Below are 14,002 nucleotides of genomic sequence, written 5' to 3' on the forward strand. Positions count from 1 at the left end.
CTACTGTATTTGCCGCCACATGATGCGCCTGGAGCCCCCGCTACCACCAAGTTCCTTGATCGTGGTGACCTTGGCGTCGGACGTGTTCACGACTTTTGTATCTGCCGAGGAAGAGGAACTGCCGGTATCGCTTACCACAGCGTTGAGGGTCGGGATACCGTTAGCGAAGTTCATCCCCGCCGAAACCGTATCGCTGCTATTCACAACGCCATCGCCGTTGGTGTCGATAACCGGGTAACTCAGCATTTTGCCCGTTGTGCCTTCCAGCTCCACCAGGCGCCCGAAGCCCTGGCTTGCACATGGATCGGTGGTGTCCACGCCCGCAGTAGTGAAGACGACCCTTCCACGGGTATAGGCTGCCTGGTAAATCACGCGTTCACCAATCATGGTGCTGTTATAGCTAAGCGGCAGGTACCAACCCTTTTTAGTGGTGTAGTCCACGCTATTCTGCGAGACCGTAAGGTAGGTAGTGCCGTTATTGGTAAAGGTCCCGGTGATTGACTGAGCCTGCAGATTCGCAGCGGTGAAATTACCCGCACCTCCGGCTGCGTCCCACACCCCATAAAAAGCTTGGGTCGTGCTGACTGTTTTGTCGGTTGTCTCGAGGAATTTGCCCGTACCGAAGTACACCATGTAGCCGCTGGTCGCATTGGGTACGAGCAATGGCTGCGCAGTGATTGGCTGGCTTGTTCCTCCCGGAGCCGTAAACAGCGGTTTACCGGAAAATGCGAGGCCCCAGTTGGACGTGGACGTGCTACTCAAGTCAAATTTCCACATCCGCCCTTTCAAGTCCCCTCCGTAAGCAGCCTGGACCACGTTGGACGCATTTACCGTGAGTTTTACCGAGGAGAGGCCGTTGTCCGTCTCACTCGAATCCACCACCAGCTTCTTGATCAACGCGCCGTTAGCTACGTTCACAATATAGAGGGCAGCTACGCCACTATTGCTGCCGTATCCGTTCCCGATGAAGGCGGCCCAGGTACCATCCGGGAGGCGCGCTATCTCCGGTTTGGCATAGGCATAACCGAGATCATTGAAGCTGTTACTCGTGCTAGCGGTAGCGGGTGCGCGGATTTCCCACAAAGCATTCAGGCTATCTCCGGCGGTCGCATCGAATAGCTGAATGGCATAGAACGCCTTGGCGGCCCCACCCGTACCACCAAACGCGATGGTCTTCCAGGCCCCACTTATCTGAGCATCAAATACCGATAGTGGGCCGTCATTCAGGAATTTATGGGACGTGCCATCGACATAGGTCGGGTCCTCGACCATATACAGACTTGGCAATGCTGTGGACGGTAGATATCCGAACCGACGTTGACCTGAGTTTGCACCTGAACTCGCATCGATTACATTCGTCAGCCCATCGTTGGCGCTTACGAGGATACTGCTCGTCATTCCTTTTGCTTTGGTAGTCAGGTAAGAACTATAGCTGGTATCACCCGTCAGGTCTGAAGCTGTTTGTGTCGTGGCCGAGGCCAGAACGACCGGCGAGTCGATCACATCTCCTAGTAATACCGTTCGGGCTTTGAGCCCGGTCGCGGTAGTACCCTTCAGCCAGTCGATCACATTAGTTCCATTGAGCTTGGCGCCGGTTGTGCTATAGGTACTGAGGCTTTTAATGGAGGTGTCGATTACACTGCGCTGATCGGTGGAAAACTGGTCATAGGCAAGATTGATCGCCTTGTTAGAGGACGTGTTCCACGATTGATAAGTGCCGCTGGTACTACCGACTTTCATCTTTGTGTCGGTTGTCCATGCCGGGGTACCGCTCGTATCCAGAGTGCCGTCGGCGGCGAAGGCATACGCCCGGATCGTTCCGCTCCAGTCAGTGGGGTCGTACAGGCTCTGATAATAATAGTTCGAGTCGTACGCTGTTGAGGATGTAGTGGTTCCTCCGCCCCCCGAACCTGCCTTCGAGCTGATTTCGTTCAACGCCTGGTTCAGTGCAGCAGTCAGCGTTGCGCTATCTGTAGCTTGATAGTACTTACCGTGGCCATAGCTGGCAGCGTCTGACAGCATTTGATTGGCCGCAGTAAAGCCTACGGTATAGGTATAGAGGTTCTGCTTGGGAAAGTCCGTTGAGTCCCAGTCTTTGCCTGCGAGGTCCTTGGTATTGGTGTCGCTCGGGCTGCCCTTGTCAGTACCGCTGGTTTTGTTGCGCATATCGATGTCGTAGGCGAACTTGGCAATGTCGTCCAGGTACAGCGTATCGCCTTCACCGTCACCGTTGAGGTTATCCCCATCATTGTTGAGGTTATCCCAGTTGGGCCAGGCATTGGAGCTGCTGGCAACGTCCGGATCCCTATCATTGCCGGTGGTGGTTTTCAACGGGTAGGTACGGTCGTAGGTCGGCAAGCCGTCCGTGATGACGACTCCGAAGTTACGCTGACAGCGGTACTGGATGGGGCTCACATAGGCCGGGGGCGACTTGCTGTAGCCCGAGAAGCCATACAACCCACGGAAATAGCGAGTCACTTCGTAATAGGCTTTGGCCAGCGGAGTACTGGTAGTGCCATACAGTGCCTTAATAGCGGACTGCAGATTGTTGTAGTTAGTGTTGGCAGCCGCCGCCGTGGTGGCCGTGGCACCCTTGGCGTCCGTGGTCGCCTGCAAGTCGACGACCGGGTATTTGACGGTACCACCAGGCCCTCCAGCGGCGCTCGAATACGTGTTGAACACCGTCAAGCCTATGCGCAGGGCACGGTTGGCAGTTACCAGGTTTGTAGAGACATCACGCGCTACTTTCATCCGGTAGTCGCTGGGAATAGAGCCGTCGGTAAAGTCCTTGGTTATTTTACCGCTACTGGTACCCACCAAGGTCATCAGGTAGGCGATGTAGCGCACGCCGATGCGGGTGCCTTCATTGCCGACCGAATCTGGAAATTTAAAGCAATAATCGGCAGTGGTGGTCTTGGAACTGGACCGCTTAGTCTTTGAAAAACCATAGTAGCCAGTGGGGCAGTCCCCTTCTTTGAACGTGTTGAACAATGCGCCATCGTCTTCCATGTCTGGCGTTGTAGTAGAGGCGCAGTCGGTATCATTACTGCAGTAATAGAACTGCGGGCGCACGACGGATTGATCAAACGCCGTGAGGCGGATCAGGTTGTTCATACTGCCGGAGTTATCCACCAGCAGCATTACGTTGGGCGTAACCGCCGCCGAGCTGAGCAATGGCGCGGTGGTAGGGGTGAACGCGGCGTACGCCGGTGCCGAAAGGTACAGCGCAAGCACCCCACCGCTTAGCATGGCGCGCCAGTTATAGCCCACGCGGGCCCGCTTAATACTTGGCATAAATGCTCTCCAGCACCGTGCGGGCATTGCCGACGATACCGACACCAGTGATTCGATAAAGGGTTGCGGACTGCCCGCTGATCCATACCGCGCCTGTGCTGGCGCCTATGCGCTGCACGGCATACAGCCCGTTGCTGTTGACGCCAGCGCTTACCCAGGTCACGAAAGCGGCATTACCGGCGGCGGTCACGGATGCGCCGTCTGGCGGAGCGCAGGCCGCGACGCTGGCGCACAGCGCCAGGCTGTAGGTAGACGCCGATACAGCCCCCTCTCCGACCCGCAGTGCCGCTTCGGCCGCCTGGAAGGACTGATTGCGAAACTGCACGCTGTTGCTCATTTTCTCCTGCAACGTGGCGTTCTGCATGGAATTGAGCCCCAGCAGCGTCAGCAACAGGAGGAACACAAGTGCCACGATCAACGCCATTCCGCGTTGCCGCGCAAGAGGCAAGGTCATACGGGGGGGCATCGCTCGCCTCCTCTATTGCAAACGGTTGCGCAAGGCCGCGACCACGGAATACGTCTGGTCCCGGGTGCGACCGTTAGGGTCGGTCATGGTGAGGGTAAGCCGAAGGGTACGGATCATTTCCATCTGCGCTGTGGTCGGGGTGGCCACATAACTTGTGACTGCCGCAGTGGTGGCGTCTGCCGCCAGGCCAAACATCACGTCGAAGGCACCCACGTTACTGATCAGCGGCTGCTGGGCGCCCACCGCGCCGGTGAAAATAGTGTTGTTGCGGAAAGAGTAAAACACCTGACGCAGTAGAAACGCCTGTTGGCCACTGGCTGCGATAGCCGCCCCGTTATAGGCCGTAGCAGTGGTGAGGCAATCCGACAATACCGTCCAGGTTGGTACCGTGCCGGCGCTGCCTACATCAGCGGTTACCAGCATCAGCCGGTTACCGTTGGCGTTATCTACAGTCCAGGAAATCGGGGTAGTTTGTGCTGCGGTGAACAGGGCCGGGTTCGCCGTGGGCGGTGTGATTGTCGCCAGGCAACCGAACATGCCCGTCATGCGAATTTCCTGGCTCATCCGGGTCAGCAGGTAACGGGCGTCTTCCTGCATGGCCGCAGCGGCATTTTGGGTGAGGTAGGTATTCTTTGCCGAAATGAACGTCTGAGTCACGCCCAGCACGATGATCAAGCCCAAAGCCATGGAAACCATGAGTTCGATCAGGCTGAGGCCACGCTGCTTGCGCATCATGGGGTAGTCGTCGCAGCAGCAGCCGGCGCGGCTACGCGGCTGGTGAGGGTAAAGACCTGATCCGCTACACCGCTGCCTGCGCTGTTATTGGCCGTGACCATATTTCCGGCACGCGCATCGTCCCAGGTAATGGTAATGGTGTAGACGGAGTTCAACAGCGCAATGCTCGCCTGGGTACCGCCCATATTCTGGACGTTTTGGCCGAAATCGTAGAGGTCCTGAAGCCTTACGTCCGTCGTGCTTGGGTCCGCAGGCGCCGAAGCAAGATTAGCCAATACGTAGTTCCCGCTGCTGTTGGCCCGAATGCGCTCCATCATGTCGTAGGCGATAAAGCTGGCTTGAGTACGCAGCCGGGCACTGTCGGTGTATTTAAGGGAATTAAGCTGAAGCGCCGCAGCCCCCAGCAGCGCCAGGGTCATGACCAGCATGGCCACAAGGACTTCAATAAGCGAAATACCCTGTTGCCCCTTCATGTGCAGGTACCGCCTATCACTACACGGCCGTTCACACACACCCGTATGGTTCGCCCCTCAGTCCCATTGGTATAGGTCAATAGCGCGGCTTCCAGGGGAACCGCCAAGCCGCCGAGGCTATTGAATTCGATGAAGGCCGGTACGGTGGTGCCGGCGGCAACCGTGAGCGTGGCATTCCCTCCAAGGGCGGGAATACGACGCAGCACATCACCGGTGGGCTTGGCTATTGTGATAGCCGCCACCGTCAGGTCACCGCGCCAGATGCCTGCGGAATCGGGTGTGACCCGCACGCGAACGCCGCGGTTGATGGCCTCCAGCCGTGCATAGCCAAGGCCCCGGGCGATCTCTGCCATGTCGGCATCAGCACGGTTACGGGCGATCAAGCCGGAAAACGAAGGAATCACCACCGTCACCGCAATGACCATCACGGCCACGGTGATCAGCAACTCAATGAGGGTAAATCCCTTGATACCTTGACGCATTGCAGTCTCCACCTCGACGCGCCGACTATAAACCAGCCCGGCGTCGGACTTCTGGGCAAAGCATATACGTTTATTTCCCTGGAACCAGCGCATTGGACGCGCCGGCCCTGCAAATATATCAAGGATGAACCCTATGCCTCTCGCCTTCAAAGCCAGCCAAGGCCTTAGCCTGCTCGACCTGCTGATCACGGTCGCTGTACTGGCCGTACTCCTGCACCTGGCGGTGCCGGCGTTCTCGAGCTTGATCGCCGAACAGCGGCGGCTGGCGTTTGCCAATGAACTGGCCAGTGGGTTACGTGCCGCGCGGGTGGAAGCGGTACACCGCAACCGCACGGTGATCGTGCAGCCGTTGGGCGGCAATTGGGCGCAGGGCTGGCAAATGGTTGTGGATGAAAGCGGCCGCGGGATCGAAGACCCGACAAATCCGGTAATCCTCTCTCGCGCAGGACCGTGGCCCATTACCGTGAGGCCCACCGCCAACCTCGAAGCGCAGGTCGGCTTTGACTACCTGGGCAGCCCGCGCCTGGCTAACCGCGGCGCACTGGCGGGCAGCTTCTACCTGTGTGAGCCCGGCGCCGAGGCGCATCGGAGGGTGGTGATCGCGCGCAGCGGGCGGGTGCGGGTTACCCGAAGCGCGGCGCCCACATCGCTATGCCCTGTTACACCAGCGTCTTGACCCGCAGTTCCTTGGGCATGGAAAAGGTGATGTTCTCTTCGCGCCCGGCCAATTCATCAGCGCCTGTGGCGCCCCAGGCTTGGAGCTGCTGGATGACACCGCGCACCAGCACTTCAGGCGCAGAGGCACCGGCGGTAATGCCGATCCGCCCTACCCCGTCGAACCAGCCCTGCTCCATGTCCTCGGCGCCGTCGATCAGGTACGCCGGGGTGCCCATGCGCTCCGCGAGCTCACGCAGGCGGTTGGAGTTGGAGCTGTTGGGGCTGCCGACCACCAATACCACATCGCACTCGTCGGCCAGCTGCTTGACCGCGTCCTGGCGGTTTTGCGTGGCGTAGCAGATGTCGTCCTTGCGCGGCCCGCCGATGTTCGGGAAGCGCCCGCGCAGGGCATCGATCACCCGGCTGGTGTCATCCATGGACAGTGTGGTCTGGGTGACGAACGCGAGGTTGTCCGGGTTGCGCACGGCGAGCGTTGCCACGTCGGCTTCATCCTCCACGAGGTAGATGGCGCCGCCATTGCTGGCGTCGTACTGCCCCATAGTGCCTTCGACTTCCGGGTGGCCTTCATGGCCGATCAAGATGGTTTCGCGGCCATCGCGGCTGTAGCGTGCGACCTCGATATGCACCTTGGTCACCAATGGGCAGGTGGCATCGAACACTTTTAGCCCGCGGCCTGCCGCTTCCTGGCGCACGGCCTGGGACACGCCATGGGCGCTGAAGATCACGATCACGTTATCCGGCACCTGATCGAGCTCTTCGACGAAGATGGCGCCACGGCTGCGCAGGTCCTCGACCACGAACTTGTTGTGAACCACTTCGTGGCGCACGTAGATCGGCGGGCCGAACACCTCAAGGGCGCGGTTCACGATCTCGATGGCTCGGTCCACGCCCGCGCAGAAGCCGCGGGGGTTGGCGAGTTTGATATGCATGCTGGGCTCCGAGGCGCTGCGCCGGTTGGGTGGGCTCAAAGCGCCCGAACGTCGAGGATCTGAACTTCGAAACGCAGGGTCTTGCCAGACAATGGGTGGTTGAAGTCGACGGTGACCTGCTGATCATCGAACGCTTTCACGATGCCCGGCAACTCGGCATTGGCGGCGTCGTTGAAGATCACCAGCAGGCCTTCGGCCAGCTCCATGCCCTCGAACTGTTTGCGCGGCATCACCTGCAGGTTCTGCGGGTTAGGCTGGCCGAACGCGTTCTCCGGTGGCACGGTAAGGTCGCGCTTGTCGCCGGCCTTGAGGCCGAACAGTGCATTCTCGAACCCAGGCAACAGGTTGCCGTCACCTACCTTGAAGGTGGCCGGCGCCTTGTCGAAGGTGCTGTCCACGGTATTGCCGTCTTCCAGGTGCAACGCGAAGTGAAGCGTCACCTCGGTGTGCTGGCCGATCCGAACATCACTCATGAACCGCTTCTCCGCTTTTCTTGCTCTTGAACATATCCAGGGCCAGCATGATTGCGCCAACGGTAATGGCGCTGTCGGCGAGGTTGAAGGCCGGGAAGTACCACTGCCGGTCCCAATGCACCAACACGAAGTCGATCACATGGCCGAGGACGATACGGTCGTACAGGTTGCCGATGGCGCCGCCGAGCACCAGGGCCAGCGCGATGGCCAGCCAGGTGTCGGCGCGGCCGAGCCGCTTGAGCCAGATGACCAGCACGGCGCTCACCACCACGGCGATGAGCGCGAACAGCCAGCGCTGCCAGCCGGAACTGTCGGCCAGGAAGCTGAAGGCCGCGCCGGTGTTGTAGGCCAGCGTCCAGCTGAAATAGCCGGGGATCACTACGATCTGCTGATACAGCTCCAGCGCGTTTTCAAAGTACCACTTGCTGGCCTGGTCCAGGACCACCACCAGCACACTCAGCCATAGCCAAGCCAGGCGCCCGAAGCGCCCCGCCACGTCAGGCATAGTGACGCTCCTCGCCACCGGTGGTGATGTTGGTCACGCAACGGCCGCAGATTTCCGGATGGGCCGGGTTGGTGCCCACGTCCTCCACGAAGTGCCAGCAACGGGCGCACTTGGCATGGCTGGACTTGACCACCTTGAGCTTCAGGCCAGCCACGTCGGTCACCACCGCATCGGCCGGTGCCGCGGCGAACGGCGCCAGGGTGGCCTTGGAGGTGATCAGTACAAAGCGCAACTCGTTGCCCAGCTTGCCCAGGTCGGCCTGCACGGCTTCGTCCGCATACAAGGTGACTTCGGCTTGGAGGTTGCCACCGATGGCCTTGGCCGTACGCTGGTTTTCCAGTTCCTTGTTCACCGAGGCCTTCACGGCCATTACGCTGTCCCAGAACGCACGGTTCAGTTCGAAGCCTTCCGGCAGCTCGCTCAGGCCGGTGTAGGCCGTGTTGAGCATGACCGATTCGTTGCGCTCGCCTGGCAGGTAGCTCCAGATCTCGTCGGCAGTGAAGGCCAGGATCGGGGCGATCCAGCGCACCAGCGCCTCGGCGATGTGGAACAGCGCGGTCTGGCAGGAGCGGCGGGCAACGCTGTCGGCCGGCGTGGTGTATTGGCGGTCCTTGATAATGTCCAGGTAGAAGCCGCCCAGCTCCTGCACGCAGAAGTTGTGCACCTTGGAGTAGATGTTCCAGAAGCGGTACGCCTGGTAGTGCTCTTCCAGCTCACGTTGCAACAGCAAGGCGCGGTCCACGGCCCAGCGGTCGAGCGCCAGCATTTGATCCGGCGGCAACAGGTCCCGCGCAGGGTCGAAGCCGCTGAGGTTGGAAAGCAGGAAGCGCGCGGTGTTGCGGATACGCCGGTAGGCGTCGGCGCTGCGCTGCAGGATCTGCTCGGAAACCGCCATCTCGCCGGAATAGTCCGTGGAGGCGACCCACAGGCGCATGATGTCGGCGCCGAGGGTATCGCTCACCTTTTGCGGTGCGACGGTGTTGCCCAGCGATTTGGACATCTTGCGGCCGTTCTCGTCCACGGTGAAGCCGTGGGTGAGCAGTTCGCGGTAGGGTGCGTGATCGTCGATGGCGCAGCCGGTCAGCAAGGAGGAGTGGAACCAGCCACGGTGCTGGTCGCTGCCTTCCAGGTACAGGTCCGCGCGCGGCCCCTGCTCGTGGCCCATCGGGTGCGAGCCACGCAGCACGTGCCAGTGGGTGGTACCCGAGTCGAACCACACGTCCAGCGTGTCGCTGATCTTTTCGTAATCGGCGGCCTCGGCGCCCAGCAGCTCGGCGGCGTCCAGCTTGAACCAGGCCTCGATACCTTCCTGTTCCACACGCTGGGCCACTTCTTCCATCAGCTCAACGGTGCGAGGGTGCAGTTCGCCGCTCTGCTTGTGCAGGAAGAACGGAATCGGCACGCCCCAGTTGCGCTGGCGCGAGATGCACCAGTCTGGCCGGTTGGCGATCATCGAATGCAAGCGCGCCTGGCCCCAGTCCGGGACGAAGTGGGTTTGTTCAATGGCCTTGAGCGCACGCTGGCGAAGGGTATCGCCAGTCACCGGCTGCTTGTCCATGCCCACGAACCACTGCGCGGTCGCGCGGTAGATCAACGGGGTTTTATGGCGCCAGCAGTGCATGTAGCTGTGGGTGATGGTTTCGGTGTGCATCAGCGCGCCGACTTCAGCCAGCTTCTCGACGATGGCGGCACCGGCCTTCCAGATGAACTGGCCGCCGAAGAACGGCAGGCTGTCCACATACACGCCATTGCTCTGGACGGGGGTGAGGATATCGTCGTTGTGCATGCCGTAGCGTTTGCAGGTAACGAAGTCGTCCTCGCCGTAGGCTGGCGCGGAGTGAACGATACCGGTGCCCGCGCCCAGCTCCACGTACTCGGCCAGGTAAACAGGCGACAGGCGCTCGTAGAACGGGTGGTGGAAGTTGATGTTTTCCAGCGCGGCGCCCGGGGCACGAGCGATGATGTGGCCCTCGCGGCCGTAGCGCTGCAGGCAGCTTTCCACCAGTTCTTCGGCCAGCACCAGCAGGCGGTCGCCGATATCGACCAGCGCGTAGGTGAACTCGGGGTGCACGTTGAGTGCCTGGTTCGCCGGGATGGTCCACGGGGTAGTGGTCCAGATCACGATGGCGGCGGGCTTTTCCAGGCCTGGCAGGCCAAAGGCATCGGCCAGGGAGGCCTGATCGGCGATCGGGAAGGCCACGTCGATAGTGGTGGACTTCTTGTCGGCATATTCCACTTCGGCTTCAGCCAGCGCCGAGCCACAGTCGAAGCACCAGTTCACGGGCTTGAGGCCCTTGAACACGAAACCGCCTCGGACCATCTCGGCCAGGGCGCGGATTTCTCCGGCCTCATTGACGAAGCTCATGGTTTTATAGGGGTTGCCCCAGTCGCCCAGCACGCCCAGGCGGATGAAGCCTGCTTTCTGCTCTTCGATCTGCTCGGCGGCGTAGGCCCGGCACAGCTCGCGGGTTTTATCCGCAGGCAAGCCCTTGCCGTGGGTGACTTCCACCTTGTGCTCGATCGGCAGGCCATGGCAGTCCCAGCCCGGTACGTAAGGCGCATCGAAGCCCGCCAGCGTACGCGAACGGATGATCATGTCCTTTAGGATCTTGTTGACCGCGTGACCGATATGAATGCTGCCGTTGGCATAGGGCGGGCCATCGTGCAGCACGAACTTGGGCCGATCCTTGCCAATTTCGCGCAGCTTCTGGTACAGGCCAATGCTGTCCCAGCGCTGCAGTATCTGCGGCTCGCGCTGGGGCAGGCCGGCCTTCATCGGGAAGGCGGTGTCCGGAAGGTTTAGCGTGGCTTTGTAATCGGTCATTTCAGGCTCTTCATTAGGCGGTTAGCCCTGCCAATGGGCACGGGCGGCGGCGACGTCCGCGTCGATCGCCGACTTCAACGCCTCCAGTGAGGCGAAACGCTGCTCATCACGCAGCTTCTGGTGGAATTCCACCGACAAATGCCGGCCATACAGATCGCCAGCGAAGTCCAGCAGGTGTATTTCAAGGTGTGGCCGGCCATCGCCGGCAACGGTGGGGCGAACCCCTATATTGGCAACGCCGGGCCAGGTTTGGCCGTTTACCGTGGTGCTCACCAGGTAAACGCCGGTAAAGGGTACGCGGCGGCGCTTCAGCTGAACGTTGGCGGTAGGCCAGCCCAGCTGGCGCGCCAGCTTTTGCCCGTGCAATACCCGGCCACTGATGCGATAGGGGCGGCCCAGCAGGCGCTCGGCCTGGGCAAAATCCCCCGATGCCAGCGCCTGGCGCACCTGGGTGCTGCTCACGCGGGCACCCTCTTCTTCTACAGTGTTTGCCGCCTCCAAGGTGAAACCATGGAGACGCCCCGCTTCGACCAGAAAGTCGAAATCCCCCAGGCGATCACAGCCAAACCGAAAATCATCCCCCACTTCGAGGTGCTTCACACCCAGCCCGTCGATCAGGATGGTTTCAACGAACTCGCTGGCGCTCAGGCTGCGCAGCCGCTGGTTGAAGGCCAGGCACAACACGCGGTCGATGCCTTCGGCCGCTAGCAGCTCGAGCTTGTCGCGCAGCCGCGTGAGCCGGGCCGGGGCGGTGTCCGGGGTGAAATACTCACGCGGCTGGGGCTCGAAGATCACCACGCAACTGGGCACGCCAAGTTCCTGGGCACGCTCGCGCAAGCGCTTGAGGATGGCTTGATGCCCCCGATGCACTCCGTCGAAATTGCCAATGGTGGCAACGCAGCCCCGGTGACGGGGGCGCAGGTTGTGAAGGCCTCGAACCAGCTGCATAGCGCGCTTCTTGCTCATAAAGTCGTCGATTATAACCACACCCGGGCGCCGACGACAGGCAACAGCGCAGGCAGTGGGCCACAGGTCGATGAAACCGATATTCGGCCAACCGGCACAAATTTCAATGCAGGCCCCGACGAGCGAACTGATGAAGGCGCATGCCCGTTGCCAGCAGCACCAGGAAGTAGGTAGCTGCGCCAGCGACCACCAGCGCACCCAGCCGCAGGAACCGCGCCAGCATGTCACCCTCCGCCCACGGCGGCATCACGGCCATCAGGCCCAGCAATACGCCGCCCATGGCAATCACTGCCAACCCCAGGCGGGCGAAGAAGCCCAGCCAACCGGGTTGGGGCTGGAACATTTGCTGGCGCCGCAGTTGCCAGTACAGCAGCGCAGCATTGAGGGTGGCGCCGCCGCTGATCGCCAGCGCCAGGCCGGCGTGCTTGAGCGGGCCGATCAACGCCAGGTTGAACAACTGGGTAGCGAGCAAGGTGACGATGGCGATCTTCACCGGCGTGCGCAGGTTCTGCTGGGCGTAGAAGCCGGGCGCCAGCACCTTGATGAGAATGATACCGAGCAAGCCCACGGCATAAGCGACCAGCGCCCGCTGGGTCATGGCGGCGTCGAAGGCCTCGAACCGGCCGTACTGGAACAGCGCGACGGTCAGCGGCTCGGCCAGCAACCCCAGCGCCACCGCGCAGGGCAGCACCAGCAGGAAACACAGGCGCAGGCCCCAGTCGAGGATGCGCGAGTATTCCTGGCGATCCTTGTTGGCATAGGTGCGGGCCAGCGTGGGCAACAGGATAGTGCCCAGCGCTACCCCGAGCACGCCAGAGGGCAGCTCCATCAGGCGATCGGCGTAGTACATCCAGGAAACCGAACCGGCCACGAGGAAGGACGCGAAGATGGTGTTGATGATGAGCGAGATCTGGCTCACCGACACGCCCAGGATCGCTGGCCCCATTTGCTTGAGCACACGCAGGGCGCCGCTGTGGCGCAAGCTCAGCCGAGGCAGTACAAGCATGCCGATCTTCTTCAGGTGCGGCAGTTGATAGACCAATTGCGCCAGCCCACCAGCCAGCACAGACCACGCAAGCGCCATCACCGGGGGGTGGAAGAACGGCGTAAGAAAGAGCGCAAAGCCGATCATCGCCACGTTGAGCAACGTGGGCGTGAACGCCGGGACGGAGAAACGGTTCCAGGTATTGAGGATCGCACCCGCCAGGGACGATAGCGAGATCAGCAATATATAGGGGAAGGTTACCCGCAGCAGCGAACTGGTAAGTTCGAACTTTTCAGGCGTATCGGCAAAGCCCGGCGCGGTGGCCCAGATCACCCAAGGGGCCGCTAGCATGCCCAACGCCGTGACTACCGCCAGCGCAAGCGTCAGCAAACCCGCCACATAGGCGGTGAAGGTGCGGGCGGCCTCATCGCCCTGCTGCTGGCGGTATTCGGCAAGAATGGGCACGAATGCCTGCGAGAATGCCCCCTCGGCGAAGATCCGGCGCAGCAGGTTGGGCAGCTTGAACGCGATGAAAAAGGCGTCCGTGGCCATGCCGGCACCGAAAATCCGTGCCACGAGCGTATCGCGCACAAAACCCAGCACGCGCGAAATCATGGTGATCGAACTGACCGCAGCGAGGGATTTGAGCAGGTTCATGGATGGATATGCCGCCAAGCCAAAAAGCCGAAAGTGTACAGCCCACGTGGCGGAAGGGAAGGTTTTCTGTACACTGCCGTTCGTCCTGAAAAGGCACGCAATGCCAGGCACTTTCCCTTGACATTGAACCCGCGCATCGGCATGATTCGCGGCCTTATTTGTTTGCTATTACCCAAGTCTTTCGAGGAGCTCGACGGTGGCCAACTCACCTTCCGCCAAAAAACGTGCAAAACAGGCTGAGAAGCGTCGCAGCCACAACGCCAGCCTGCGTTCGATGGTTCGTACCTACATCAAGAACGTAGTCAAAGCGATCGACACCAAAGACGCTGAGAAAGCGCAAGCTGCCTACACCCTGGCTGTGCCTGTAATCGACCGTATGGCCGACAAGGGCATCATCCACAAGAACAAGGCCGCTCGTCACAAGAGCCGTCTGAATGGCCACATCAAGGCCCTGAAGACCGCTGCCGCTGCCTAAGCGACGCGCTTCAAGAAAAACCGGCCCATGTGGCCGGTTTTTTGTTGTCTGGGTTTTTAC

Annotated in this window: 13 protein-coding genes; 2 read left to right on the forward strand and 11 right to left on the reverse strand. The window is 60.8% G+C overall.

Annotated features, from left to right (window positions below; translation table 11 throughout):
* From AC3Z8Y_RS20635 to AC3Z8Y_RS20655, 5 genes are read right to left on the reverse strand one after another with little or no spacing between them, the layout of a single operon-like run.
* Window positions 1-3,294: a pilus assembly protein gene (locus AC3Z8Y_RS20635; protein ID WP_490087364.1), complete on the reverse strand. Its 3,294-nt coding sequence runs from the start codon at window positions 3,292-3,294 to the stop codon at window positions 1-3.
* On the reverse strand, window positions 3,281-3,760 hold the full coding sequence (locus AC3Z8Y_RS20640; protein ID WP_490087365.1) for a pilus assembly PilX family protein: 480 nt from the start codon (window positions 3,758-3,760) through the stop codon (window positions 3,281-3,283). Before AC3Z8Y_RS20640 ends, AC3Z8Y_RS20635 begins: the two co-directional genes overlap by 14 nt.
* A gap of 12 nt (window positions 3,761-3,772) precedes the next feature.
* Complete coding sequence (locus tag AC3Z8Y_RS20645; protein ID WP_490087366.1) at window positions 3,773-4,495, reverse strand: PilW family protein; 723 nt, start codon at window positions 4,493-4,495, stop codon at window positions 3,773-3,775.
* On the reverse strand, window positions 4,492-4,968 hold the full coding sequence (gene pilV, locus AC3Z8Y_RS20650; protein ID WP_490087367.1) for a type IV pilus modification protein PilV: 477 nt from the start codon (window positions 4,966-4,968) through the stop codon (window positions 4,492-4,494). Before pilV ends, AC3Z8Y_RS20645 begins: the two co-directional genes overlap by 4 nt.
* A complete protein-coding gene (locus AC3Z8Y_RS20655; RefSeq protein ID WP_490087368.1) occupies window positions 4,965-5,450 on the reverse strand; it encodes a GspH/FimT family pseudopilin in 486 nt (161 codons plus the stop codon). Before AC3Z8Y_RS20655 ends, pilV begins: the two co-directional genes overlap by 4 nt.
* 133 nt (window positions 5,451-5,583) lie before the next feature.
* Here AC3Z8Y_RS20655 and AC3Z8Y_RS20660 point away from each other — a divergent pair, with 133 nt between their 5' ends.
* Window positions 5,584-6,126: a GspH/FimT family pseudopilin gene (locus AC3Z8Y_RS20660; RefSeq protein WP_490087369.1), complete on the forward strand. Its 543-nt coding sequence runs from the start codon at window positions 5,584-5,586 to the stop codon at window positions 6,124-6,126.
* On the opposite strand, the gene ispH is transcribed toward AC3Z8Y_RS20660, so the two are convergent.
* The 6 genes from ispH to murJ form a co-directional block, all read right to left on the reverse strand.
* Window positions 6,110-7,057, reverse strand: coding sequence for a 4-hydroxy-3-methylbut-2-enyl diphosphate reductase (ispH, locus tag AC3Z8Y_RS20665; protein WP_225771704.1), 948 nt, complete (start codon window positions 7,055-7,057; stop codon window positions 6,110-6,112). The genes AC3Z8Y_RS20660 and ispH overlap by 17 nt on opposite strands.
* Before the next feature lie 35 nt (window positions 7,058-7,092).
* On the reverse strand, window positions 7,093-7,530 hold the full coding sequence (gene fkpB, locus AC3Z8Y_RS20670) for an FKBP-type peptidyl-prolyl cis-trans isomerase (protein ID WP_181115674.1): 438 nt from the start codon (window positions 7,528-7,530) through the stop codon (window positions 7,093-7,095).
* The gene (gene lspA / locus AC3Z8Y_RS20675; protein WP_490087370.1) at window positions 7,523-8,035 is read right to left on the reverse strand and encodes a signal peptidase II; all 513 of its coding nucleotides are present in this window, start codon (window positions 8,033-8,035) and stop codon (window positions 7,523-7,525) included. The genes fkpB and lspA overlap by 8 nt, the downstream gene beginning before the upstream one ends.
* Window positions 8,028-10,859 (reverse strand): isoleucine--tRNA ligase, encoded by a 2,832-nt coding sequence (gene ileS / locus AC3Z8Y_RS20680; RefSeq protein WP_490087371.1) that lies wholly within the window; start codon window positions 10,857-10,859, stop codon window positions 8,028-8,030. The genes lspA and ileS overlap by 8 nt, the downstream gene beginning before the upstream one ends.
* Before the next feature lie 21 nt (window positions 10,860-10,880).
* Window positions 10,881-11,807 carry a bifunctional riboflavin kinase/FAD synthetase gene (ribF, locus tag AC3Z8Y_RS20685; protein ID WP_490090060.1) on the reverse strand — a complete coding sequence of 309 codons (927 nt, stop codon included), beginning with the start codon at window positions 11,805-11,807 and terminating at the stop codon, window positions 10,881-10,883.
* A 121-nt stretch (window positions 11,808-11,928) separates the two neighbouring features.
* A complete protein-coding gene (gene murJ / locus AC3Z8Y_RS20690; RefSeq protein ID WP_490087372.1) occupies window positions 11,929-13,467 on the reverse strand; it encodes a murein biosynthesis integral membrane protein MurJ in 1,539 nt (512 codons plus the stop codon).
* A gap of 196 nt (window positions 13,468-13,663) precedes the next feature.
* Between murJ and rpsT the strand changes: the two genes are divergently transcribed.
* Window positions 13,664-13,942, forward strand: a complete 279-nt coding sequence (gene rpsT, locus AC3Z8Y_RS20695) for a 30S ribosomal protein S20 (RefSeq protein WP_181115681.1) — start codon at window positions 13,664-13,666, stop codon at window positions 13,940-13,942.
* Window positions 13,943-14,002: the final 60 nt, after the last annotated feature.

It is taken from the genome of Pseudomonas sp. 3MAES_34.3B (genome assembly GCF_058145875.1).